The 24,029-nt window shown below is 72.4% G+C and carries 23 protein-coding genes and 1 pseudogene; 13 read left to right on the top strand and 11 right to left on the bottom strand.

Annotated features, from left to right (window positions below; translation table 11 throughout):
• Positions 1-10 precede the first annotated feature (10 nt).
• Positions 11-748 (top strand): hypothetical protein, encoded by a 738-nt coding sequence (locus AB0M08_RS20620; RefSeq protein WP_364495374.1) that lies wholly within the window; start codon positions 11-13, stop codon positions 746-748.
• A 215-nt stretch (positions 749-963) separates the two neighbouring features.
• Positions 964-1,917, top strand: a complete 954-nt coding sequence (locus tag AB0M08_RS20625) for a GNAT family N-acetyltransferase (protein ID WP_364495377.1) — start codon at positions 964-966, stop codon at positions 1,915-1,917.
• A gap of 34 nt (positions 1,918-1,951) precedes the next feature.
• Here the strand turns inward: AB0M08_RS20625 and AB0M08_RS20630 are convergent, their stop codons facing one another.
• Complete coding sequence (locus AB0M08_RS20630) at positions 1,952-2,413, bottom strand: gamma-glutamylcyclotransferase (RefSeq protein WP_364495379.1); 462 nt, start codon at positions 2,411-2,413, stop codon at positions 1,952-1,954.
• A 91-nt stretch (positions 2,414-2,504) separates the two neighbouring features.
• On the opposite strand from AB0M08_RS20630, the gene AB0M08_RS20635 reads away from it, so the two are divergent.
• Positions 2,505-3,905: an NAD(P)H-quinone dehydrogenase gene (locus AB0M08_RS20635; RefSeq protein WP_364495382.1), complete on the top strand. Its 1,401-nt coding sequence runs from the start codon at positions 2,505-2,507 to the stop codon at positions 3,903-3,905.
• Here AB0M08_RS20635 and AB0M08_RS20640 read toward each other — a convergent pair.
• Entirely contained in the window at positions 3,832-4,563 is a 732-nt protein-coding gene (locus AB0M08_RS20640) for a DedA family protein (protein WP_364495385.1), read from the bottom strand. The genes AB0M08_RS20635 and AB0M08_RS20640 overlap by 74 nt on opposite strands.
• Positions 4,564-4,898: 335 nt before the next feature.
• Here AB0M08_RS20640 and AB0M08_RS20645 point away from each other — a divergent pair, with 335 nt between their 5' ends.
• The 4 genes from AB0M08_RS20645 (at position 4,899) to AB0M08_RS20660 (ending at position 9,048) form a co-directional block, all read left to right on the top strand.
• Positions 4,899-6,464 (top strand): circularly permuted type 2 ATP-grasp protein, encoded by a 1,566-nt coding sequence (locus AB0M08_RS20645; RefSeq protein ID WP_364495388.1) that lies wholly within the window; start codon positions 4,899-4,901, stop codon positions 6,462-6,464.
• An 11-nt stretch (positions 6,465-6,475) separates the two neighbouring features.
• Complete coding sequence (locus tag AB0M08_RS20650; protein WP_364495391.1) at positions 6,476-7,414, top strand: alpha-E domain-containing protein; 939 nt, start codon at positions 6,476-6,478, stop codon at positions 7,412-7,414.
• 82 nt (positions 7,415-7,496) lie between these two features.
• On the top strand, positions 7,497-8,366 hold the full coding sequence (locus AB0M08_RS20655) for a transglutaminase family protein (protein ID WP_364495394.1): 870 nt from the start codon (positions 7,497-7,499) through the stop codon (positions 8,364-8,366).
• A gap of 43 nt (positions 8,367-8,409) precedes the next feature.
• A complete protein-coding gene (locus AB0M08_RS20660; protein WP_364495397.1) occupies positions 8,410-9,048 on the top strand; it encodes a TetR/AcrR family transcriptional regulator in 639 nt (212 codons plus the stop codon).
• Between the two features lie 112 nt (positions 9,049-9,160).
• On the opposite strand, the gene AB0M08_RS20665 is transcribed toward AB0M08_RS20660, so the two are convergent.
• The 5 genes from AB0M08_RS20665 to AB0M08_RS20685 form a co-directional block, all read right to left on the bottom strand.
• A complete protein-coding gene (locus AB0M08_RS20665) occupies positions 9,161-10,906 on the bottom strand; it encodes a biotin carboxylase N-terminal domain-containing protein (protein ID WP_364495399.1) in 1,746 nt (581 codons plus the stop codon).
• A 44-nt stretch (positions 10,907-10,950) separates the two neighbouring features.
• The gene (locus AB0M08_RS20670; protein WP_364495402.1) at positions 10,951-11,562 is read right to left on the bottom strand and encodes a Maf family protein; all 612 of its coding nucleotides are present in this window, start codon (positions 11,560-11,562) and stop codon (positions 10,951-10,953) included.
• 154 nt (positions 11,563-11,716) lie between these two features.
• Complete coding sequence (locus tag AB0M08_RS20675) at positions 11,717-12,892, bottom strand: hypothetical protein (protein ID WP_364495405.1); 1,176 nt, start codon at positions 12,890-12,892, stop codon at positions 11,717-11,719.
• On the bottom strand, positions 12,882-13,331 hold the full coding sequence (locus AB0M08_RS20680; RefSeq protein ID WP_364495408.1) for a hypothetical protein: 450 nt from the start codon (positions 13,329-13,331) through the stop codon (positions 12,882-12,884). Before AB0M08_RS20680 ends, AB0M08_RS20675 begins: the two co-directional genes overlap by 11 nt.
• Positions 13,332-13,384: 53 nt before the next feature.
• Positions 13,385-13,708, bottom strand: a complete 324-nt coding sequence (locus AB0M08_RS20685) for an acyl-CoA carboxylase epsilon subunit (protein ID WP_364495411.1) — start codon at positions 13,706-13,708, stop codon at positions 13,385-13,387.
• Between AB0M08_RS20685 and AB0M08_RS20690 the strand changes: the two are divergent.
• From AB0M08_RS20690 to AB0M08_RS20700, 3 genes and pseudogenes are all read left to right on the top strand, one after another.
• Positions 13,662-15,320: pseudogene (locus AB0M08_RS20690) on the top strand (protein kinase); the annotation flags it as partial. The gene AB0M08_RS20685 and the pseudogene AB0M08_RS20690 sit on opposite strands and share 47 nt — an antisense overlap.
• A 1,608-nt stretch (positions 15,321-16,928) precedes the next feature.
• Positions 16,929-17,105: a hypothetical protein gene (locus AB0M08_RS20695; protein WP_364495413.1), complete on the top strand. Its 177-nt coding sequence runs from the start codon at positions 16,929-16,931 to the stop codon at positions 17,103-17,105.
• 23 nt (positions 17,106-17,128) lie between these two features.
• Positions 17,129-17,869 (top strand): M50 family metallopeptidase, encoded by a 741-nt coding sequence (locus tag AB0M08_RS20700; RefSeq protein WP_364495416.1) that lies wholly within the window; start codon positions 17,129-17,131, stop codon positions 17,867-17,869.
• Positions 17,870-17,944: 75 nt separating this feature from the next.
• Here the strand turns inward: AB0M08_RS20700 and AB0M08_RS20705 are convergent, their stop codons facing one another.
• Positions 17,945-19,513, bottom strand: coding sequence for an acyl-CoA carboxylase subunit beta (locus AB0M08_RS20705; protein ID WP_364495550.1), 1,569 nt, complete (start codon positions 19,511-19,513; stop codon positions 17,945-17,947).
• Positions 19,514-19,638: 125 nt separating this feature from the next.
• Between AB0M08_RS20705 and AB0M08_RS20710 the strand changes: the two genes are divergently transcribed.
• The 3 genes from AB0M08_RS20710 to AB0M08_RS20720 are packed head-to-tail and all read left to right on the top strand — an operon-like array spanning position 19,639 to position 22,099.
• Positions 19,639-20,709, top strand: a complete 1,071-nt coding sequence (locus tag AB0M08_RS20710; protein ID WP_364495419.1) for a hypothetical protein — start codon at positions 19,639-19,641, stop codon at positions 20,707-20,709.
• Positions 20,710-20,718: 9 nt separating this feature from the next.
• Positions 20,719-21,570, top strand: a complete 852-nt coding sequence (locus AB0M08_RS20715; protein WP_364495422.1) for a biotin--[acetyl-CoA-carboxylase] ligase — start codon at positions 20,719-20,721, stop codon at positions 21,568-21,570.
• A gap of 4 nt (positions 21,571-21,574) precedes the next feature.
• On the top strand, positions 21,575-22,099 hold the full coding sequence (locus AB0M08_RS20720; protein WP_364495425.1) for a PH domain-containing protein: 525 nt from the start codon (positions 21,575-21,577) through the stop codon (positions 22,097-22,099).
• Here the strand turns inward: AB0M08_RS20720 and AB0M08_RS20725 are convergent.
• From AB0M08_RS20725 to AB0M08_RS20735, 3 genes are all read right to left on the bottom strand, one after another.
• Positions 22,096-22,653 (bottom strand): GtrA family protein, encoded by a 558-nt coding sequence (locus AB0M08_RS20725; RefSeq protein WP_364495427.1) that lies wholly within the window; start codon positions 22,651-22,653, stop codon positions 22,096-22,098. The genes AB0M08_RS20720 and AB0M08_RS20725 overlap by 4 nt on opposite strands.
• Before the next feature lie 40 nt (positions 22,654-22,693).
• Positions 22,694-23,149 (bottom strand): GtrA family protein, encoded by a 456-nt coding sequence (locus AB0M08_RS20730; RefSeq protein ID WP_364495553.1) that lies wholly within the window; start codon positions 23,147-23,149, stop codon positions 22,694-22,696.
• Positions 23,150-23,263: 114 nt separating this feature from the next.
• Positions 23,264-24,028 carry an RNA polymerase sigma factor gene (locus AB0M08_RS20735; RefSeq protein WP_364495429.1) on the bottom strand — a complete coding sequence of 255 codons (765 nt, stop codon included), beginning with the start codon at positions 24,026-24,028 and terminating at the stop codon, positions 23,264-23,266.
• Position 24,029: the final 1 nt, after the last annotated feature.

Consider the following 24,029-nt stretch of genomic DNA (forward strand, 5'->3'; position numbering starts at 1 on the left):
GAATCGGGCGGTGACCCCGGAACAGGCCGCAGCCAACGCCACATCGGGACTCGCCGGCATCGTCGGAGCGTTCGCGGAATCACCGCAGACGCTGCGCCGTGCCCGGTTGCTCGGCCTCTCCGGGTGGGCGTACCACGTCTCGGCCCGGGCCGGCGCGCTCGGCGACGTACGGCCGGAGACGGTGGCCGCGGCGCTCGCCTTCATCGCGCCGGAGGCGGTCACCGACGGCTGGGAGGCTACCGCCAAAACGTCCGAACCGGCCGAGGTGGCCACCTGGCACCTGCACGAGCTGTGCACCTGGGGTGAGGAGCAGCTGGGCGGCTTCCCCCGGCTGAACCGGTTGCTGGAGCTGACCGGCCGGGTGGTGGCCGCGGTGGACGCCGCCGGGCTGCCGCTCTTCGCCGCCTGGCAGGCGATGCCGGCGCCGAGCTCGGCCCCCGGTGCCCAGGCCGCGGTGCTGCTGCACCTGCTGCACGAGCACCGGCAGGGCGTCTACGTGATCGCGGTCCGCGCCTCCGGCCTGAGTCCGCTGGAGGCGATCATCGCGGGCCCGGACGGAGAGACGGGCGCCGTGGCGCTCGGCTGGCAGCCGCCCTACCCGCCCGCAGGCCCGCTGGTCCGGCGCCTGATGTGGGCCGAGGCGGTGGCGTGCTCGCTGGCCGGCCAGGCCTACGCGACCCTGGACCGCGCCGAACGCCTCGAGTTCACCGGCCTCCTGGAGTCCCTCGGCCACCGTCTCGCCCGCTGACCCGAACCGGGACGCACGACGCCCGCAGCCGTGTGCTGTGGGGAGTCGGCGTGCGCTGAGCGCCCGATCTCACACGCGGCGGGCGGAGAGCGGTGGGGGTGTGAGACGCGGTGGGCGGTGAGTGGCGGGCCGTGGGTGGGGGTGCACGGGTGGTGGGGGTGCACGGTGGGGTGAAATCGGTTGGCAAGGGCGGGTGGGCGTGGTCGGATGCCCGCATGAGCGCGCTTCCGGACGGCTGGACGCTTCGCCGGCCCACCCTCGACGACGTGCCGCGGATCCTGGAGCTCGTGCACGCCAGTGACATCGCGGCGGTGGGCGAGCCGGACTTCACGGCCGACGAGGTGCGGGAGGAGCTGACCGGGCCGCACACCGACATGAGCCGGGACTGCTGGCTGGCGTTCGACCCGGCGGGCGAGATCGCCGGGTGGGCGTATCCGCGGAACCCCGGTGGCACGGCGCGGGACTTCCTGGAGGTCTACGTCTGGCCGGAGCGCGGGCTGCCCGCCCAGCGCCCGCTGCTGGAGCTGATCCTGGGGCGGATGGCGGAGCGGGCGGCCGAGCTGGGGCACCCGGAGTACACCGTCCGGGCCGGGGCGATCCCGAACGAGACGGCGTACATCGAGGCGCTCACCGGGGCCGGGTTCACGTTCCTGAAGCAGCACGCGCGGATGCGGATGCCGCTGGACGGGGTCGTTCCGGAGCCGCCGGAGCCACCGCCCGGGGTGACGATCCGTCCGGTCCGGCCGGGCGACGTTGGCGAGATGCGCCGGTTCCACGCGGTGATCGAGGAGGCGTTCCTCGACTCGGATCACCCGCACACCACCTACGAGGTGTGGCGGCGGCAGTTCGAGGCGGAGACCCGCGTCCCGTTCGACGAGTGGTTCGTCGCCGAGGTGGGCGGGACGATCGCGGGGGTGCTCCAGTCCTCCGACGCGGACGACGAGGGCTGGGTGCGCTATCTCGCTGTGCTCCGGTCGTACCGGAAGAAGGGTTTGGGGGAGGCTCTTCTGCGCCGTGCCTTCGCGACCTACGCGGCGAAGGGGCGGCCGCGCGCGGGCCTCGGCGTCGACATGGCCAACCCGACCGAGGCCGCACGGCTCTACAGCAGGGTCGGGATGACCCCGCTGTACCGGGCGAACGTCTACCAGACCACGGTGACCGCGGCCTAGCCGGATCTGGGGCGAGGCTGGTTCTCGGGTGAGGCTAGATCTCGGGTGAGGCGGTTCCGGTCGGGCGGCGGCGGAGGTCGGCGACGTAGTCGTCCGGGGCGCCGGCCTTCTCGGCCGCGTTGGCGATCTCGGAGAGATACCACGCGGTGGGCAGGCCGCCCTCGTAGCCCGCGAAGACGTAGACCCACGCGGACAGCTCGCCGTCGAGCGTGGAGACACGGACGGTCACCTTCTGGTACGTGCCCGCACTCACACCCTCGACTTCGTCGAGTTGCGCGGCGTCCCAGGGATGAACGTCGTAGAGGGAGACGAAGACGCGGTCGCCGGGCGACTCGACGATCGTCGTCACCGCACCCTCCCAGCCCATTTCCCCCTCACCGGCGAAGGTCAGGCGCCAGCCTTCGATCCACCCCACGCCGACCATCGGCGAGTGCGGACAGTAGGCCCGCATGCGGGCAGGGTCCAGGTTCGAGCCATACGCGGCGTAATGACGCACGGCGACGACCATAGCCCGAGTGAGCGGTGGTGAGAATATGAGGAGTGCGTGTCGGCACGTCTAATGGGAATTTTCGGGAGGTCGGGTAGTCGTGAGCCGAATCGTGATCATCGGTGGGGGACCGGGCGGGTATGAAGCGGCCCTGGTCGCCGCCCAGCTCGATGCCGACGTCACGCTGGTCGAGGCGGCGGGGCCGGGCGGCGCGTGCGTGCTCACCGACTGTGTGCCGTCGAAGGCCTTCATCGCCAGCTCCGAGGTGATGACCGGTTACCGCCACAACGAGCGGTTCGGCATCCGTTCGGCGGGCCTGGAGGGTGTCAGCGTCGACGCCGTGGCGGTCAACGAGCGGGTCAAGCGGCTCGCCCTGGCCCAGTCCGGTGACATCCAGGCGAAGCTGGTCAAGGTCGGCGTGGACGTGGTGAAGGGCCGGGCCCGGATGGGCGAGGACCGGCTCGGGCACACCCACCAGGTGCTGATCACGCCGGACGGCGGGGAGACGTACCCGGTGGAGGCGGACACCGTGCTGCTGGCGACCGGTGCCACCCCGCGGGTGCTCTCCTCGATGCGCCCGGACGGCGACCGGATCCTGGACTGGCGCCAGGTGTACGACCTCACCGAGCTCCCCAGCCACCTGGTGGTGATCGGCTCGGGTGTGACCGGCGCCGAGTTCGCCAGCGCGTACCTGGCGATGGGTGTCCAGGTGACGTTGGTCTCCAGCCGGGAGCGGGTGATGCCGCACGAGGACGCCGACGCGGCGATGGCGATCGAGCGGGTCTTCCGGGAGCGCGGGATGACCATTCTCAGTCAGGCCCGGGGCGACTCGGTGGTGAACACCGGCGATGGCGTCCGGGTCACCCTCGGCGACGGCAAGGTGATCGAGGCCTCGCACGCGCTGATCGCGGTCGGCGCCGTGCCGAACACCGCCGACCTGGGCCTCGCCGAGTACGGCGTGGCGGTCGGCAACGGCGGCTACGTGACCGTCGACCGGGTCTCCCGGACCAACGTGCCGGGCATCTACGCGGCCGGCGACTGCACCGGTGTGCTGCCGCTGGCCAGCGTCGCCGCCATGCAGGGCCGGATCGCGATCTGGCACGCGATGGGCGAGGCGGTGGCGCCGCTGCGGCTGCGGACCGTCTCGGCGAACGTCTTCACCGAGCCGGAGCTGGCCAACGTCGGCGTCACGCAGAACGAGGTGGACTCCGGCCGGACCCCGGCGCGCCAGGTGATGCTGCCGCTGACCGGGAACGCGCGGGCCAAGATGGCCGGGCTCCGGGACGGCTTCGTCAAGCTCTTCTGCCGCCCGGCGACCGGTCAGATCATCGGTGGTGTGGTGGTGGCGCCGAAGGCGAGCGAGCTGGTCCTGCCGATCACCATGGCGATCGAGAACAACCTGACCGTGGACCAGCTGGCCCACACCATCACGATCTATCCGTCGCTGTCGGGTTCGATCGCGGAAGCGGCTCGTCAGTTGATGCAGCACGAGGTTCAGTGATCGAGGCCGGCTCGCCGGCGGCCCTGCCGCCGGCGGCGCCCTCGTCGACGGGCTTGCCGCCGAAGAGGGCGAGTATCCAGCCGGCCGTGCCGAAGATGAGGGCGGCGGCCGCCGCGATCGCGAACAGCCGCCAGGCGGACTGGGTGATCGCGGTGCCGCCGAGGTGGCCGACCAGCCCGCCGTAACAGGCCCAGCCGAGCGAGGCCGCCCCGTCGTACGCGATGAAGTGCTTGACCGGGTAGCCGGTGCGGCCCGCGTGGTATCCGGAGGCCATCCGCCCGCCCGGGACGAACCGGCAGAGCAGCATCACGAGCGGGCCGGGCCGGCGCAGGCCGCGGGTGAAGCGCATCGCGGCCTGCCGGGTCTTCGAGCCCGGACCGTCGTCGTGTCGCGGGGCGAACCGGTCACGCAGCGCGCCGAACCGGGCACCGGTCGAGCGGCCCAGCACGAACGCGATGCCGTCGCCGGTGAACATGCCCAGCGCGCCGACCGCGATCACCAGGCCCAGGTGGAGATTGCCGTAGACGGTGAGCGCGCCCGACGTGATCATGATGGCCTGGATCGGCACCACCGGGATCAGGGCGTCGACCGCGAGGAACCCGAACAGCGCGAGATAGACCCAGGCCGGGATGGCCAGCGTGCTCAACAGTTCGGTCATCGGCGGCGCCACCTCACGGGTTGAGGGCTCACGGCATTCTGCGCGACCACACCTGAGAGGGTGCTGTGTCCAGCATCCGTCCGCGCGGGGCGCGCCCTTGAGTGATGCCTGTCACGGTATGGCCGGCGTACCCCCCGGCGCGCCCGATTTTCGGCGTACGCACAGAGCGCTGAAGTACCGTGGGTCTGCCCGCGGACATCGGATCCCCCGTTCCGATGTCGCGGAAGCGGGCCGCCGGTAGGTCCCGTATCGGCGGCCCGTCCCAGTGGATGGGCAGCGTACGGACTTGTGACGGCCGAAACGCGTCCGCAACGAACCGCACCTAGATTCCAGCCATGGCGGATCTCTTCGAGGAATACCGCCTCGGCCCCGGCTGGGACGAGATGTTTGCCGAGCTCGGCGTGCCCCGGGAGAGCTACGAGGCGCTGCACGCGACACTGCAGCCACTGTCCAGTGCGGAGCTCGGCGTCCGCGCCGAGGTACTGGCCCGGGCGTTTCTGGACCAGGGCATCACGTTCGCCCTCAAGGGGGTGGAACGCCCCTTCCCGTTGGACATCGTGCCGCGGATCATCGCGGCCACCGAGTGGCGCGAGGTCGAGCTGGGCGTGGCCCAGCGGATCCGGGCGCTGGAGGCCTTCCTCGCCGACGTGTACGGCGCCGGCCAGGTGCTCGCCGACGGCGTGGTGCCCCGGCGGATCATCGCGACCAGCGCGCACTTCCTGCGGGCGGCGGCCGGGATCACCCCGCCGAACGGGGTCCGCGTGCACGTGGCCGGCGTCGACCTGATCCGCGACGAGCAGGGCACCTTCCGGGTGCTCGAGGACAACGTGCGGATCCCGTCCGGGGTCAGCTACGTGATGGAGAACCGGCGGGCGATGGCCCAGGTGCTCCCCGAGGTCTTCGCGGCCACCCGGATCCTGCCGGTCGACTCGTACCCGGCGATGCTGCTGCGGGCGCTGCGCGCGGCGGCCCCGGCCGGGGTGAACGACCCGACCGTGGTGGTGCTCAGCCCGGGGGTCTTCAACTCGGCGTACTTCGAGCACTCGCTGATCGCCCGGGAGATGGGCGTCGAGCTGGTCGAGGGCCGGGACCTGATCTGCGTGGGCAACGCGGTGGCGATGCGGACCACGGCCGGCGAGCAGCGGGTGGACGTGATCTACCGCCGGATCGACGACGACTTCCTCGACCCGGTGCACTTCCGGGCCGACTCGGTGATCGGGGTGGCCGGGCTGCTCAACGCGGCCCGGGCCGGCCGGGTCACGATCGCGAACGCGGTGGGCAACGGGGTCGCTGATGACAAGCTCCTCTACACGTACGTGCCGGACCTGATCCGGTACTACCTCAACGAGGAGCCGCTGCTGCCCAACGTGGACACCTATCGCCTGGACGAGCCCGGCGTGCTGGAGCACGTCCTCGATCACCTGGACGAGCTGGTGCTCAAACCGGTGGACGGTGCCGGCGGCGCGGGGATCGTGATCGGCTCCCAGGCGATGCGGCACGAGCTGGACGACGTACGGGAGAAGATCGTCGGGAATCCGCGCGGGTGGATCGCGCAGCGCGAGGTCAAGCTCTCGATGGTGCCGACGCTGGTCGGCGACCGGCTCCGCGGGCGGCACGTGGACCTGCGGCCGTTCGCGGTCAACGACGGCGAGAAGATCTGGGTCCTGCCCGGCGGGCTGACCCGGGTGGCGCTGCCCGAGGGCGCGCTGGTGGTCAACTCCAGCCAGGGTGGCGGCTCGAAGGACACCTGGGTGCTGGCGTCCCCGGACGACACCGTGCCCTTCGAGGTACCGCACCTGCCGGCCGACCCCGCGCCGATCGCGATGGCCGGCCGCCCCGATCCCGGACCCGGCGGTGCCGCGGTCGAGGAACAGCAACAGCAACAGCAGCAAGCCCAGTGAGGACGGTGTGCATGCTCAGCCGGATCGCTGAATCGCTCTACTGGATCGGCCGGTACGTCGAGCGGGCCGAGGACACCGCCCGGATCCTCGACGTGCACCTGCAGCGGATCCTGGCCGACCCGTGGACCAGCGAGGAGTCGGCCTGCCGGTCGCTGCTCGCGGTGATGGGCATGGCCGTCGAGGACGGCCCGTTCACCTCGGCGCGGGTCGTCGACCTGCTCGGTCTCGACCAGCGCAACCCGAGCTCGGTGGTGGGCGCGCTGGCGTCCGCGCGGGAGAACGCCCGCGGTTGCCGCGAGATCATCTCGTCGGAGATGTGGGAGTGCCTGAACGCCACCTTCCACGGGCTGGGCCGGGCACAGCGCCAGGTGGAGTCGCAGGGCGTGCACGCGTTCTTCCGCTGGGTCCGCGACCGCAGCGCGGTGATGGCCGGGCTGACCGACGCCACCATGAGCCGCGACGAGGGCTGGCGCTTCCTGGTGCTGGGCCGCAACGTCGAGCGGGTCGACATGACCGCGCGGCTGCTGCGCACCCACGAGCTGGCCGGCGGCAGCATCCCGTCCTGGCTCACCCTGCTGCGTTCCAGCGGGGCCTGGGAGACCTTCCTGCGTACGTACCGGGGCGCGCTGGACGACCGGCACGCGGCCGAGTTCCTGCTGCTGGACCGGCTCTTCCCGCGCTCGGTCTTCGCGGCGCTGACGGCGGCCGAGGGCTGCCTGACCGATCTGGAGCCGGATCCGGGCCGGGCAGGGGTGGCGACCGAGGCGCAGCGGATCGTCGGCCGGGCGCGGACCGGTCTGGAGTTCCGCGGCGCCGACGAACTGGTCGGCGACCTTCCCGCGGTCCTGGCCGGGTTGGAACGGACCTGTTCGCAGGTGAACGAGGCGGTCTCCCGGCGCTATTTCCGGCAGACGACGGCGATCAACTGGGTGTCGGGGGCGGTGGCATGAGCGACTGCACCGAGCGGCACTCGGCCGCACCGGACAACGGCATCGCCGGTGAGGGCCAGGAGCGCGTGCCAGGAGGTTCAGCATGAGCAGTCCGGTCGACAGTTGGCGGCTCAAGATCCAACACAAGAGCGGTTTCCAGTACGCCGGACCCGTGTCGTCCTCCTACAACGAGGCCCGGATGTGGCCCCGCAACGACGGGCGGCAGGCGGTGCTGGATGCCAAGGTGGAGGTCTGGCCGGCGGCGCGGACCTACAAGTACGAGGACTACTGGGGCACCGTGGTCACCGCGTTCGACGTGCACGCCGAGCACGAGACGCTCACGGTGGCCGCCTCGTCGACGGTGGAGACGCTGCCGCCCGGTGACCTGATCCGCGACGACGAGGGCGTGAGCTGGGACGACCTGGTCCGCCCGGAGAACGCCGACCGGTGGTACGAGCTGCTCCTGCCGACCCGGCGCACCGGTCTCGACGCGGAGCTGGAGTCGATCGTGGCGGATCTGCGCGGGCGGTGCGCCACCCCGCAGGCGGCGGCGATGGCGGTCTGCGCGTTCGTCCGGGAGGAGGTGGCGTACGTGCCCGGCGCCACCGGGGTGCAGAGCGACGCGCTGCACGCCTGGGCCCAGCGCAAGGGCGTCTGCCAGGACCTGAGTCACCTGGCCACCGGGATGCTGCGCGCGCTGGGCATCCCGGCCCGGTACGTCTCCGGGTACCTGCACCCCAAGCCGGACGCGACGATCGGGGAGAGCGTCGTCGGGCAGAGCCACGCGTGGGTGGAGTGGTGGGCCGGGCGCTGGACGTCGTACGACCCGACCAACGGGGTGCCGGTCGGCGAGCGGCACGTGGCGGTCGGCCGCGGCCGCGAGTACGACGACGTGCCGCCGCTCAAGGGGATCTATGCGGGTCCGCCGAGCACCGGCCAAGCCGTCGAGGTGACCATCACCCGCCTGCGATGATCCGCCGGTTCGCGGTGTCCGGCCGGTTTGCGATGATTCTGCGGTGAGGAACGGGCGCTATCACCACGGTGATCTGCGGCGGGCGCTGCTGGAGGCTGCCGCCGAGGCGATCACCGAGTCCGGGGTGGCCACGCTCAGCATGCGCGACCTGGCCCGCCGGGCCGGTGTCTCGCACGCCGCGCCCACCAACCACTTCAAGGACCGGGCGGGCCTGCTCACCGCGCTCGCCACCGACGGATTCGACCAGCTCGCCCGGGCGCTGGCCACCTCGCGGCTGGCCAGCAACAGCCTGCTCGAGCTGGGCGTGACGTACCTGCGGTTCGCGCTCGCCAACCGCGCGCAGTTCGAGGTGATGTTCCGGACCGACCTGTACCGCGCGGACGACCCGGAACTGCTGGCCGCGCGGCGGCGGGCGGCCGACGCGCTCTACGCCGGGATGACCGACCTGCCGGACGCGCCGCTCGCCGGGGAGACCGTGGCGTCGCCGGCCCGCCCGGCCCGGGAGGGCATCGCGGCGACGGTGCCCGACGAGGTGCGCGACATCGGGCTGGCCGCCTGGTCGATGGTGCACGGCTTCGCCACGCTCTGGATCGGCGGCGCGTTCCCGGAGAGCGCCCGGGCCGAGGACCCGGTGGAGGCGGCACGGACCATCCTCGGCCGTCTCCTGGCCCTGCGTGGCTGAGCCGGTGCATGGCTGAGCCGGTGCGTGGCTGAGCCGGTGCGTGGCTGAGCCGGTGCGTGGCTGAGCCGGTGCGTGGCTGAGCCGGTGCGTGGCTGAGCCGGGCGGCCTGCGGTTACTCGATCTTGCAGATCACGGTGCCGGCCGTGATGGTGTCGCCGACCTTCACCGAGAGGCCGGAGACGACGCCAGCCGCGGTGGCCTGCAGCGGCTGCTCCATCTTCATCGCCTCGACCACCACGACGGTGTCGCCCTCGGCCACCTCGTCGCCGTTCTGGACCGCGACCTTGACGATGGTGCCCTGCATCGGGGCGGTCAGGGAGCCCTCGCCGGCGGGTGCGGTGGAGGCGGCGGCGCCCCGGGTGCGGCCGGCCGGGCGCTGGGGGGAGGCGGTGGGCGTACCGGAGAGGAGGCTCCTGGGAAGGCTCACCTCGACGCGCCGGCCATTCACCTCGACCACGACGGTCTCGCGCTCGGCGGCCTCGCCGCCCGTGGCCGGAAGGCCGAAGGGTGGCACCTCGTTGACCCACTCGGTCTCGATCCACCGGGTGTGCACGGTGAACGGCTCACCGGTGAAGGCCGGGTCGCGGACCACCGCGCGGTGGAAGGGCAGCACGGTGGCGATGCCCTCGATGACCGTCTCGTCGAGCACCCGGCGGGCGCGTTCCAGGGCCTGCTCCCGTGTCGCGCCGATCACGATGATCTTGGCGAGCATCGAGTCGAAGTTGCCGCCGATCACGCTGCCCGCCTCGACGCCCGAGTCGACCCGGACGCCGGGGCCGTCGGGCCAGGTCAGTGCGGTGACCGCGCCGGGGGCGGGCAGGAAGCCGCGGCCCGCGTCCTCGCCGTTGATCCGGAACTCGATGGCGTGCCCGCGCGGCTCCGGGTCCTCGGTGATCGCCAGTGCCGCGCCGTCCGCGATCCGGAACTGCTCGCGGACCAGGTCGATGCCGGTGGTCTCCTCGCTGACCGGGTGCTCCACCTGGAGCCGGGTGTTGACCTCCAGGAAGGAGATCGTCCCGTCCTGGCCGACCAGATACTCCACCGTGCCGGCGCCGTGGTACCCGGCCTCGCGGCAGATCGCCTTGGCGCTCTCGTGGATCTTCGTGCGCTGCGCATCGGTCAGGAACGGGGCGGGCGCCTCCTCGACCAGCTTCTGGTGACGGCGCTGGAGCGAGCAGTCCCGGGTGCCGACCACCACGACGTTGCCGTGGGTATCCGCGATCACCTGGGCCTCGACGTGCCGCGGGCGGTCCAGATAGCGCTCGGCGAAGCACTCGCCACGACCGAAAGCGGCCACTGCCTCCCGGGTCGCGCTCTCAAACAGCGCCGGGATCTCCTCGATGGTGCGGGCCACCTTCAGGCCCCGGCCGCCACCGCCGAAGGCCGCCTTGATCGCCACCGGCAGGCCGTGCTCCTCGGCGAAGGCCACGATCTCGGCGGCGTCCGCGACCGGCTCCGGCGTGCCGGGCACCAGCGGCGCGCCGGCCCGCTGCGCGATGTGCCGCGCGGTGACCTTGTCGCCCAGGTCGCGGATCGCCTGCGGGCTCGGGCCGATCCAGATCAGCCCGGCGTCGAGCACGGCCTGGGCGAACTCGGCGTTCTCGGAGAGGAAGCCGTAGCCGGGGTGCACGGCGTCGGCGCCCGCCCGGGCCGCGATCTCGATCAGCTTGTCGATGCGGAGATAGGTCTCGGCGGCGGTCTCCCCGCCCAGCGCGAAGGCCTCGTCGGCGAGCCGGGCGTGAGGTGCGTCCCGGTCGCTGTCGGCGTAGACGGCGACGCTGGCCAGGCCGGCGTCCTTGCAGGCCCGGATGACCCGGAGAGCGATCTCGCCGCGGTTGGCGATCAATATCTTCCGCACGGCTAGAGCCTAACGGGAGTTCAGCCCGGCGGTAGGCCCCGGCATCAATGGCGCCACAGAGCCGTGATCGGTACGTCCATCTCCGCGAGCAGGCGGCGCAGCAGCGGCAGCGACAGGCCGATCACGTTGCCCGGGTCGCCCTCGATCCGCTCCACGAACGCGCCGCCCCGCCCGTCCAGCGTGAACGCGCCCGCCACCTGCAGCGGCTCGCCGGAGGCGACGTACGCCGCGATCTCCTCGTCGCTGACGTCGGCGAAGTACACCGTCGTGGTGCCCACCGCCTCCGCCTGCCGTCCGCTGACCAGCCCGGTCAGGTGGTGGCCGGTGTGCAGCACCCCGGACTTGCCGCGCATCGCCATCCAGCGGGCCGCCGCCTCCTCGGCGTCGGCGGGCTTGCCGAGGACCTCGCCCTCGAACGCCAGCACCGAGTCGCACCCGAGCACCAGCGCGCCCGGGTCGGCGGGGAGGTCCGCGGCCACCGTGCGCGCCTTCATCCGCGCCAGGGCGAGGCTGGTGGTGTAGGCGTCGTCGGCCTCCACCACGCTCTCGTCCACCCCGCTGACGATGATCTCCGGGTCGATCCCGGCGCCCTTGAGCAGCGCCCGGCGGGCGGGACTGGCCGAGGCGAGGATCAGGCGGTACGCGTTGTCAGTCACGAAAAGTGAGACTACAAGCCGGGGCGGGGGGAAAGGGCCGTCAAGCTCCATGTTCAGCCGATTCGGCGCCCCGTCCCCGGTGCGTGCGCCTGTACTTTTCCGTCATGTATGGGGGCGCGGGCGGGTCCGGCTTCAGGCGGCTGCTTTCGGCCTCTCAGGCGGCCGGGAGGCCGATCGCGGGTCCGGGGGCGAGTGGGGTTTCGTCCGGTGGGCGGAGGACGGGATCGATGCCGGTGCCCGTGGCCCAGGGGTCGTCCGGCCGCCGCCGTGGGTGGTCGCCGTCCCGTCGGGGGCGTCCGGTGGCGGGCTGACCGATCACGCCGCCGACCGGGTTGATCCTTTCCGGTCCGGTGACGGTGGTGGCTGTCCGTGGTGGGGTGCCGATCACCGCGGTCGAGGCCGGGGCTCTGCGGGGTACCGCCACTCCCACGGCCACTCCGGCCGCTGCTCCGGCCGCCACTCCCGCCCCGATGATCGACGGCGAAATATCCGTTACTTCGGGAAAAGATGCCGCAGCTTTGCCGAGGCCGGCACCGATTCCCCCGCCGTCTCCACCGTCGCCATCGCCCGCGCCGCTCTTTTCGCTCATCCCGCGATTTCCGTTCCCGGTCCCGTCGTCGCCGCTGCCCCCGGGGCTGCCCCCGTCGCCGGGGTCGCCGGATGCGCGAGCCGCCACCGCACCTCTGGTGACCGTGGCGTCGCTCTCCGTCGTGGACGACGAGGTGTGCGGCTTCGGGGTGACCAGGGCCGCCCGCGCCTGGGCGAGCTCGGTGCTCAGGCCCGACATCAGCTCCCGGGCCTCGCCGTCCAGTGCCGTCTGCCGCGCCGTCACCCCCGTGGGTTCCCGGGGCGGCAGGCCGCGTGCCTTCCCCGGCGACAGCTGGTATTCCCGCAGAGCCCGGGCGTACCCCGCCAGTAGCTGCTGATTGGCGGCATACTCCCGATAGATCCGTTCAAGCACCCGCCGCGAACTCTCCAGCGCCCCGGTCGCCGCCGACAGGGCCCGGTGGTTCTCCGTCGCCGCCGCATGGGTGGCCCAGAGCTCGCCGATCAGCCCGTCGAGGCGGTCCAGATAGGCCGACGCGGCGGTACTCCGGTGCGACGGCCACGCCTCGGCGAGCGCGTCCCGGTAGCCCCGGACGTGGTGGAGGTGCTCCAGGATCAGCTCGTACGACCGTCGCCAGCCGGTGATCAGATCGTGGTGGGCGGCGCTGTCGTGCGCGCTCAGCATCGACCACATGTCGGGGACGGCGTACCGGCTCCAGTCGGTGCCCCCGCCGCCGCCCGCCTCACCCGGCATCGGGACCCCGCCGCCCGCTTCACCCGGCATCGGGACCCCGGCGCAGTCGGTCGCGGGTGGCCGCGTCCGCTTCCCGATATCGATCACTCACCGCCCGGGCCGCGTCCGCGAGGTCACTCGTCCCGTTCGCGAAATCACGGACATTGCGGCGGCAGGTGTCCTGAACCCGCTCATGTGCGTTGAGGAAAAGGTGCAACTCGACGAACCGGTCATCCGGCCTCGGCAGCCGTCCCAGCAGCGTGCTGGCGACGGCCTCGGCGCGTGGCGCGTAGTCCGCCGCTACGTCGGCGGCGAGCCGGGCGGCGAACCACTCCATGGCGGCGACGTCGGCCGTGATGTGGGTGGACGTGAGGTGGGTGGAGGCGCCGTCCGGGGTGGGCGCGGCGTCCGCGATGTGGGAGGTGAGGTCGGCCGCGATGTGACCGTAATCGCGCAACCAGGCCGGGGTGGCGCCGTCGTCGGAGGGCACCCCATCGAGGCTAGTCGTTCGGCGGCGCCGCGGAAGGCCCCTGTGGACGGTCGTCAGCGGGGCAGTCCGGACGACTTCCACGAGCGTGTGCCCGCGCTGGGCCTCGCTGATCGGATCCAGTCGGACGGGTTCCGACGGGAAGTTCCGGAATTGACCGAAGTAGATCGGGATGCCAGGATGGCGACCATTGCCGCTAGCTCATGATCGTCTAGGCTTCCGTGTACGACGCTGACCAGCGGTTCCTCGAACATCGGCTGAGCGTATGACACGTGTCCCACACTCGGCTGATCAATTCGCGGCCGCTCGACAGAACCAGGTATTTTCTGCGTGATGTCTTCTTCTCCCCCGCTCGTCGTCGCTGATCGGTACCGGCTCATTGCGCCGCTCGGTCAGGGCGGGATGGGTCGCGTCTGGCGGGCGACCGATGTCGTCCTGCACCGCGAGGTGGCCATCAAGGAGCTCGTGCCGCCTCCCGGGCTGACCCCGGGAGAACGGCAGGAGATGCGTGAGCGCTCCCTGCGTGAGGCCCGGGCCATCGCCCGGCTCAACAACATCAACGTGGTCCGCGTCTTCGACGTGCTGCGTACCGACGCCGACCCGTGGATCGTGATGGAGTACGTGCCGTCCCGATCGCTGCAGGACGTGCTGGCCGCGGACGGTCCCTTCACCGCGGCACGCGTGGCCGAGATCGGTCTCGGCGTGCTCAACGCGCTGAAGGCCGCGCACCGCGCCGGCGTCGTGCACCGGGACATCAAGCCGGGCAACGTGCTGATCGGCGGCGACGGCCGGGTGGTGCTCACCGACTTCGGTCTGGCCACCGTGCCGGGCGACCCGAACGTGACGCGGACCGGTCTGGTGCTGGGTTCGCCGGCGTACATCGCTCCGGAGCGCGCGCGGGACGGCACGGCCGGACCCGGCGCCGACCTCTGGTCGCTCGGCGCCACGCTCTACGCCGCCGTGGAGGGCCAGTCGCCGTTCGCGCGCCCCTCGGCGATCGCCACGCTCGCCGCCCTGGCCACCGAGAACGTGCCGGTGGCGCGGAACGCGGGACCGCTCAAGCCGGTCCTCAACGGCCTGCTGCGCAAGGACCCCGCGCACCGGATCGACGCCGACGAGGCCGAGCGCCTGCTGATGCGCGCCGCCGGCCGCCGGTCCAAGATGACGTTCCCGATGAGCCCGACCATGCGCCGTCCGGGCGTCGGCCGGGAGCGCCCGTCGCTGCCGAGCGGCCCGGGTGGCCCGCCGGTGCTGCCGGGCAGTGGTTTCACCACCGCGACCGGCTCCGCCCCGGTGGTGCCGACCCCGCGCCCGCCGGTCACCAACCGTCCGGGCGACCAGCCGAGCCGGTCGCAGGGCAGCGGCCGTCCGATCGACCCGCAGGCTCCGGCCGCGGGTCCCGGTCGTTCGCAGGCCCCGGCCGGCGGTCCCGGCCGTCCGCAGCCGCCCGCTGCCGGTCCGGCCGGTCCCGGCGGCCGTCCGCCGGTCTTCACGCCGGGCAAGGCCACGGTGGGTAAGGCGCCCGCGCCCGCGACGCCTCCGGCGCCGGGCCGCAAGCCGCTGGACGCGACCCGGGTGGACGGTCCGCCGGTCCGGGACGACGTTCCGGGTACGCGTCAGGGCCCGCCCGCCGGCGCCCGCCCCCGTGGTGGTGCGCCGGTGCCGCCCGCCCCGCCGTCGGCGCCGCCGATGTCGGCCCAGCCGCCGAACACCGTGCGGGTCGGCTTCACCGCCTCCGACGTGGTCGCCAACCGCCGGAAGCAGGCCGCGCCGGAGCACGAACGCTCGCTCGCCGCCGCGACCGGCGCCTACCCGGTGATCCCGGTCCCCGAGGCCGCCGCCTCGCCCGCTGTCCCCGAGGCGCCCGCAGCCCCGGAGGAGCAGGCCCCGGTGTCGCCCGCTCCCGTGTCGGCGTCTCCCGTGTCGTCCGCCCCTGTGCCGGCGGCTCCCGTGTCGGCGTCTCCCGTGCCGTCGGCCCCCGCGGCGTCGGCCCCGGTCTCGCCCGCACCGGTGTCTCCGGCGCCGGCTGTGGCGGAGCCCGCCGCGGCGGAGCAGCAGGAGGAACCGGCGAAGCCGGAGGAGCCCGCGGCGATCGCGGTCCCCGCCGCGCGCCCGGTCCCCGAGGAGCCCGAGGCCCGCGCGGCCGTCGTCTCCGTCCCGGCCGAGCGCCCCGCTCCCGAGGCCGGGACCACGCCCGAGGAGCCCGCCCCGGCCTCCACCTCGGCGTCCACCTCGGCGTCCACCGAACCCGAGTCCATCGCCACCGCGCAGCCCGCCTCGCCGGTCGCCGGGACCGGTACGGACGAGCCCGGTGCGGACGAGACCACGGAGGACGAGGATAGGGCGGACGAGACCAGGGCGGACGAGACCGCGGCGACCACCGCGGCGGACGCGAGCACGAGGGACGCGGGCGCGGCGGACGAGAGCGCCACGCCCGAGGACGACGAGGCCACCGTGGTCTCGCCGAAGCCCGCCGCCGTCGTACCGGAGAAGGCCGGATCGGAGCCGGTCGTCGAGGCGTTGGCCGAGCCGGTGCCGGAGCCCGTCGAGCAGAGGGCGCAGCCCGCTGCCTACGAGGACAAGACCTCGGTGGTGGACTTCACCGCGGTCGTCCCACAGTCCCCGGTCCCACAGTCCCCGGTCCCGCACGCCCGGCGCCCGCAGTCGCCGGGCGCGGAGAACGAGACCCGGGTCGTCGATCCGATGCCCCGGTTCAACCCGTCGAGCCGCCCGGCCTGGAACCCGATGCCGGTCCGCCCGGCGGTCCGCCGTCCGTCCGGTGGCATCACCATCCTGGGTACCACGCTGACCCGTCGCCAGGCGATCGTCGGCGCGTCGATCGTGCTGACCTTCGTGCTGCTCGTCGGCATCATCGTGGTGCAGGCGTTCGGCGGTGACGACGAGACCACCGGCAGCACGCCGGCCGGTCTCTCCACCGGTGCGCAGTCCACCGGGGAGGCGGGCACCGGCGGCAAGGCCTCGGCGGGCGCGACGACCGACGGGTCCTCGGGATCGGGCGACGGGACGAGCACGCCCAGCGCGGCCGCGTCGAGCTCGGCGGCGAGCGCGACCGTCCCGTCGAACTGGAAGACCTACAGCGGCTCCGGCTACTCGCTCTCGGTGCCCTCCGGCGCGTCGGTCAGCGGCAGCGGCCAGGAGATCCGGATCAGCTGGAACAACCGGCTGCTGATCATCTACCGGTTCGACGGTGACCAGGGCGACCCGGTCGAGGCGTTCCAGGACACCAGCAAGAGCTACTCCGGGTACCAGCAGGTCGGCATCAACGCCGTCCAGTACCAGGGTGAGTCCGCCGCGGACTGGGAGTACTACTACACCACCGACCGGGGCAACAAGCAGCACGTGGTGAAGCGCGGCTTCTCGGTGGGCGGCAAGACCTTCAACATCGGCTGGTACACCTCGCCCGACGACTGGAGCAAGGCCCAGTCCGACCTGCAGGCCGTCTACGCCAGTTTCAAGACCTCATAGGCCGTCATGCGTGATTTCCGGTGAGAGGGGGTAGTGCTTACCGGGAACACGGATGGAGGTGCGGTCATGAACTGCCGACGGTACGGCAGTCGGAAGCCCACAGTGGCCCTCTGGATGCTGGTAGCGGTGGCCGACGTCGCCCTGATCGTGGCCAACACCGGCCTGCTGATCGTGGTGCTGATGCTCGCCGCCCTGATCGTCCTGGCCGGTGGCGTGCTCGCCGCCCGGAACATGGGCCGCCACGAGGCACTCGACACAGGAACCACACATGACCAGAGGCGCAGGGCATAGCGGAATCGGCTACAGTCCCCCGCGTGCTGTCGATCGAGGGTGTGAACGACCTGTGGGACCAGCTGCTCGGTGCGCAGCCGGATCCACCCGGGATGCTGGTGCTCCTCACGGCGGTGGCCGGTCTGCTCGCGGTGACCGTCCGCCCGGTGTGGCGGATCGCCCGGAACGCGGTGACCATCGCCCATGAGGGTGGTCATGCGCTGCTCGCCCTGCTGAGCGGCCGCAAACTGCGCGGCATCCGGCTGGAGTTCGACACCTCCGGCCTCACCCTCTCCGCGGGCCGCCCGACCGGCCCCGGCATGATCCTCACCCTGCTCGGCGGCTACATCGCCCCGTCGCTGGTGGGTGTGCTCGGCGCCTGGCTGCTCGGCGGCAACCGGATCACGCTGCTGCTCTGGCTCGCCGTGGTCCTGCTGCTGCTCATGCTGATCAACATCCGGAACCTCTTCGGCGTGGTCTCGCTGCTGGTCACCGGTGCGATCGTCTTCGCCGTCTCGTGGTTCGCCAGCCCGGAGACGCAGTCCGCCTTCGCGTACGCGGGCGTATGGTTCCTGCTCTTCGGGGGTGTCCGCCCGGTCTTCGAGCTGCAGAGCCTGCGCAGCCGTGGCCGGATGCGCGAATCGGACGCCGACCAGCTCGCCCGCCTGACCCACCTGCCGGCGCTCTTCTGGGTCGGCGTCTTCCTGGTCATCAACCTGGCCGCTCTCCTCGCCGGGGCCTTCCTGCTGGCCGGCCAGTGGCTCCCGGAGAGCGGCACTCTCTAGCTGTGATGTCCAGCCCGTGTGCCGGAACCCGACCGCGCCTCGCACTCGGCCGGGTTCCGGCACACCAGGGCCTGATCACAACGGGATGTTGCCGTGCTTCTTCGGGGGCAGGGTCTCCCGCTTGGTACGCAGCATCCGTAGCGCCCGGGTCACCTGCGAGCGGGTCTGTGCGGGCTGGATCACCGCGTCCACGTAGCCCCGCTCGGCGGCGATGTACGGATTGGCGAGCTGGTCCTCGTAGTCGCGGATCAGCTCGGCGCGACGGGCCGCCGGGTCCTCGGCCGACGCCAGTTCGCTCCGGTAGAGGATGTTGACCGCACCCTGGGCGCCCATCACGGCGATCTGCGCGGTGGGCCAGGCGAAGTTCACGTCCGCGCCGAGGTGCTTGGAGCCCATCACGTCGTACGCCCCGCCGTACGCCTTGCGGGTGATCACCGTGACCTTCGGGACGGTGGCCTCGGCGTACGCGTAGATGAGCTTGGCGCCGCGCCGGATGATGCCGTCCCACTCCTGTCCGGTGCCGGGCAGGAAGCCGGGCACGTCGACGAAGGTCAGCACCGGGATGTTGAACGCGTCGCAGGTGCGGACGAACCGGGCGGCCTTCTCCGAGGCGGCGATGTCGAGCGTGCCGGCCAGGCTGATCGGCTGGTTGGCGACCACGCCGACCGGGCGGCCCTCGACCCGGCCGAACCCGACCACGATGTTGGTGGCGTAGAGCGGCTGGACCTCCAGGAAGTCCTCGACCACCGTCTCCACCACGGTCTTGATGTCGTACGGCTGGTTGGGCGAGTCCGGGATCAGGGTGTTCAGCGCGAGGTCGGCGTTGCCCGCGTCGAGGACGGCCTCCTCCTCGTACGTGACCGGCTCGTCCAGGTTGTTGCTGGGCAGGTACGACAGGAGCGCGCGTACGTAGTCGATCGCGTCGTCCTCGTCGCTCGCCAGGTAGTGCGCGTTGCCGCTGCGGGTGTTGTGCGTCCGCGCCCCGCCCAGCTCCTCGAAGCCGACCTCCTCGCCGGTGACCGTCTTGATCACGTCCGGTCCGGTGATGAACATGTGCGAGGTCTGGTCGACCATCACGGTGAAGTCGGTGATCGCCGGGGAGTAGACCGCGCCGCCCGCGCACGGGCCCATGATCAGCGAGATCTGCGGGATGACGCCGCTGGCCCGGACGTTGCGGAAGAAGATGTCGGCGTAGAGGCCGAGCGCGACCACGCCCTCCTGGATGCGCGCGCCGCCGGAGTCGTTGATCCCGATGATCGGGCAACCGATCTTCATGGCCAGGTCGAGCACCTTGACGATCTTCTCGCCGAAGACCTCGCCGAGCGAGCCGCCGAAGACCGTGAAGTCCTGCGAGAAGACGCAGATCTGCCGGCCGTCGACGGTGCCGTACCCGGTGACCACGCCGTCGCCGTACGGGCGGTTCCGCTCCAGGCCGAAGGCGGTCGAGCGGTGCCGGGCCAGCTCGTCGAGCTCCACGAAGGAGCCCTTGTCGAGCAGCATCTCGATGCGTTCCCGCGCGGTCCGCTTGCCCCGCGCGTGCTGCTTCTCGATGGCGCGTGCGGATCCGGCGTGAACCGCCTCCTCGCTGCGCTGGGCCAGGTCGGCGATCTTTCCGGCGGTGGTGTGGATGTCAGGCTGGGTCACGGTGGTCTCCACGCTGGCGAAGGCGGCGATGCACTCGTCGATGATCGTAGCCTCGTGGATGTCGCACACGGGGGGCGTCGCTACGGGGTCGTTTCGCACTCAATGTCCCATTCGTTACGACTGGCGTGACGAACGGAATGACCGCGGCCGGGCTGGCCTTCATCGCGGGCGGCCTCGCCACGCTGATCACCTTCCGGGCCTTCCTCTTCGGTGGTGACCGCCGGGACGACCGGGCCGCCGATCCGGAGCACGGCGAACGCCCGCCGGAGGAACGGCGCCGTACCCGGCGCCCGCGGACCGGGAGCGACCTGGCCTCGATCGGCCTCGCCGACGACCATCGGCAGCACGACGAGTTCGCCCTCCCCGCGGCGGACGAGAACTGGCTGACCGGACCCGCCGAGGAGCCCGCCCACCCCGAGCCCGCCCACCCCGAGCCCGCCCGCCACGAGGAGCCCGCCCACCCCGAGCCCGCGCGTCACGCCGAGCCGGTGCACTACGAGGAGGCGTGGTACCACGAAGATCACGCGGCCACGGCCTACGCGCCCGCGCCCGGGCCGGCCCGGGAGGACCCCTATCAGGAGCGGAGCCGGGAGATCGCCTGGTCGCAGCCGCCGGCCGCCGGGCCCGTCGCCCTCGTGTACGGAGAGGCCCCCGCCGAGCCGTACCGTGAGGCCCCTGCCGGGCCGTACCGTGAGGCCCCTGCCGAGCCGTACGAGACGGCCCCCGCCGAGCTGTACGAGACGGCCCCCGCCGAGCCGGCCCGCCCCGCCGAGCGGCAGGCCGACCGGGTCGACGGCTGGGTCCGCCCGGACTACCGCGCGCTCGACGACCTGCCGCTGACCGGCGAGTACTGGATGCCGGTCCCGGAACACCTGTACCACGACCCGGACCCGGAGCCCTCCGCCCGCGGATACGGCTGGCCGGTGCCGGTGGAGCGGCTGCCCCAGGTCCCCGACTACGAGCCCGCGACCGGTTTTGATCTGAGCCCGGGACAGGCCGCCGAGCCGACCGCCTACGTCCGCGACTGGCGCCCGGCGCCCGAGGACACCGACTACCGGATCCGGCTGCCGCGCTCCTGGGCCGACCGCGACGAGGACGGCGGTCGTGCTCCCCGCCCGCGGCCGCGTCCCCGCCCCGTGCTGCCGCCGGACCCCGATGACTACGTCAGTCGCCACTCCACGCACCGGCGGCCGTAGGCTTTCGGGATGTCTTCCGCGTACGCCGACCTGGACCGCCCGCCGCTCTCCGAGCGTGGCCTGAACCGGGCGCTCGTCACCTCCGGGTCGCTCTGGTCCCGCGTCGAGGTGCGTACCCGAACCGGGTCCACCAACGCGGACGCCGCGCTCGCCGCCCAGGAGGGTGCGGCCGAGGGCCTGGTCGTGGTCGCCGAGGTGCAGGACGCCGGGCGGGGGCGGCGGGACCGGCAGTGGCACTCGCCGCCGCGCGCCGGGCTCACGCTGAGCGTGCTGCTGAAGCCGGGCGTCCCCGATCCGGAGCGCGGCCTGCCCGCGGTCCCGCCCGGCGCGCTGGGCTGGCTGCCGCTGCTCGCCGGGGTGGCGCTGGCCGGGGCGGTGACCCGGGTGACCGAGCTCGAGGCGCGGCTGAAGTGGCCGAACGACCTGCTGGTCGGCGACCGTAAGTGCGCCGGGATCCTGGCCGAGATGGCCGGCGACACGGTGGTCGTCGGGATGGGGCTGAACGTCACCACCCGGTCCGAGGAGTTGCCCGAGACGACCGGCGTGCCGGCCACCTCGCTACGGCTGGCCGGCGCGACGGTGACCGATCGGGATCCACTGCTGCGGGCCCTGCTGCGCGGCTTCGACCGCTGGTACACCGGGTGGCGCGAGGCGGACGGGGACGCCGAGATGTGCGGGCTGCTCGGCGAGTACCGCCGGCTCTGCGCGACGATCGGCCGCCCGGTGCGGGTGCTGCTGCCGGCCGGGGGCGAGCTGCGCGGCGAGGCGGTCACCGTGGACAACGACGGCCAGTTGGTGATCCGTACGGAGGAAGGGGCCGAAGAACGCGTCTCGGCCGGTGACGTGCTGCACGTACGCTGACCGCGTGGCGTTCCCCGAGGATGTTCTCACCGAGGAGGAGGAGATCGTCCTCCACCTGCACCCGCACTGGCGCGCCGCGGTGGCGCCCGGCCTGCTCCTGGTGCTCGCCCTGACCGGCCTGATCATGGGCTGGGTGCTGCTCCCGGACGACGAGGGCGGCCGCGTCGGGCTGGCCCTGATCGCCGCGATCCTGCTCTGGTACTCGTTGCGCTACGCCGTCCACCCGCTGCTGGTCTGGCGGTGCACGCACTACGTGCTGACCAGCGAGCGGATCCTGCTGCAGCACGGCATCCTCACCCGGGAACGCCGGGACCTGCCGCTGAACCGGGTCAACGACCACGCGCTGACCCAGTCCCTGCCGGATCGGCTGCTCGGCTGCGGGACGCTGGTGGTCGACTCGATCGGCGAGCAGACCGCCCGGCTGGTGAGCGTGCCGCACGCGCAGCTGGTGCAGACCACGCTCTACGAGCTGATCGAGGCGGCCCCGGAGGACGAGGACGAAGAGGAGGAGGCTTCGGTACGCCCTTAGCGGGCGTCGAGCTCCGGCTCCAGGTCGAGGTGGGCGGCGCTGCCGGGCACCTCGACCGCGCTGAGCTCGGCGAGGCCGGCCGTCGCGTCCATCTCGGTGATCGCGCCCTCGTGCCCGTCGACCGGGGGCTTGAGGAAGACGAAGGTCCGGTACGCCCAGAAGCGGAAGACCGTGGCGATGCCGATGCCGAGTACGGTGACCGCCAGGAACGCGATCTCGTCGTGCTCCTCGGTGAGGCCGAAGCCGTACTTGCCGATCGCGATCGAGCCGGACTGGATCACCATTCCGACCAGGTTGAACCCGAAGAAGAGGATGTACTCCCGGCGCAGCGCGGTCCGCTCGTGGTTCCGGTAGGTCCAGTACCGGTTCGCCAGGTACGCCAGGGTGGTGGTGATCACCGTCGCGAGGACGCTGGCCTTGACCGCGCCGATCGGCAGGGCCACGTACGTGATCGCCATGTAGAGCAGGGTGTTCCCGGCGCCGATGATGCCGAAGGCGATGGCTTCCGGAGCGAGACGGCGGAGGCGATCCGTCAGCGAACTGGCTGAAGGCATTGGGCAACCTTACGGGGGAAGGGTCGGTTACACCGAATCACTACGGGGCGGTGGACGACGATGTCACACCCCCGGTGCGATGCGCGGTGCTGGTGCCCGGCGCCGCGGCCCGGAACACGAACTTCCGATAGGACCAGAAGCGGAAAAGCGTACCCGCCGCGGTGCCGATGAGCTGCCCCGAGACGTTGTCGGCGAGCTGGCTGCGGAAGACCGGCCACCAGTGGCCGAGACCGTAGTGGCTGATCGCCAGGCAGGCCAGCGCGATGCCGAGGCCGACCGCGTTCAGCGCGAAGAACGTGGTGTACTGCCGGGCCACGTGGACGTGCTCGCCGTGCCGCCAGGTCCAGTACCGGTTGCCGAGGAAGGCGAGTGTGGTGGCGATGGTGGTGGAGACGGTCTTCGCGGTGAGCGTCTCACTCCCGGCGTCGCGCAGCAGGTTGAAGATCAGCAGATCGACGCCGAACGCGATGGCGCCGACGGTGCCGAACTTCCCCATCTCGCGGACCGCTCCGCGGAGCCGGGCGCTCAGGCCGGACGGCTGCGCGGAGGTCGATGACACGGCTCCAAGGTACCGGGGCACCGCATCTCCCGCCGGTTTCGATGACGAGTCTTAACCCGAGGTACCGGCATGGTCACGTTGCCGGTACGGAGGGTTCCGGAACCCGTCCACTTCGCGGATCTCGTCCAGCCGTCCCCGGCACTCGGCGCACCAGCCCAGATGGGTGCGCATCCGGTGCGCGTCGCGCGCGGCGAGCCGGCCGCGGACCTCGCCGCCGAGCCGCTCGCCGGCCCACCGGCACTCCGGGTGGTCGGCGGCCGCGACGTGCTGCTGCAGATAGAGGCTGCGCAGGCCCTCGCGCGCGCGATGGGCGAGGACGGCCACCGCGTTCGGGGTGAGGCCCATCCGCGGCGCGAGCTCGGCCGGGGTGCTCCCCTCCACCTCGGTCTGCCAGAGCACGTCCCGCCAGCGCTGCGGCAGCTGACGGAACGCGTTGGCGGCGAAGCTGCGCTCCAGCCGGTCCAGCGCCGGGTCGGTGAACGGCTCGCCCGGGTCGTACGGGGTGAGGTCGTCGGTGAACTGCAGCCGCCGGTCGCGCCGGGCCCGCCGGTAGAAGACGTGCCGCATGGTGGTGTGCAGGTACGCCCGGAACGCCAGCAGGGGCCCCCGGCCGGCCCGCAGCGACGCGAAGACCCTGGCGAACGTCTCGGCCACCAGGTCGTCGACGTCGGCGGGGTCGCGGCTCAGCGCGTACGCGTGCTGCCGAGCCGCCACGTGATGGCGCTCGTACAGCGTCCCGTACGCGGCGGTGTCGCCGGCCCGGACGGCGGCGAGGAGATCCGTGTCCGTGTCCGCGTCGTGGCCCGGGGTCGTCATT

Origin of the sequence: Actinoplanes sp. NPDC051851, from assembly GCF_040681165.1 — a bacterium.
In the GTDB taxonomy this organism is placed as follows: domain Bacteria; phylum Actinomycetota; class Actinomycetes; order Mycobacteriales; family Micromonosporaceae; genus Actinoplanes.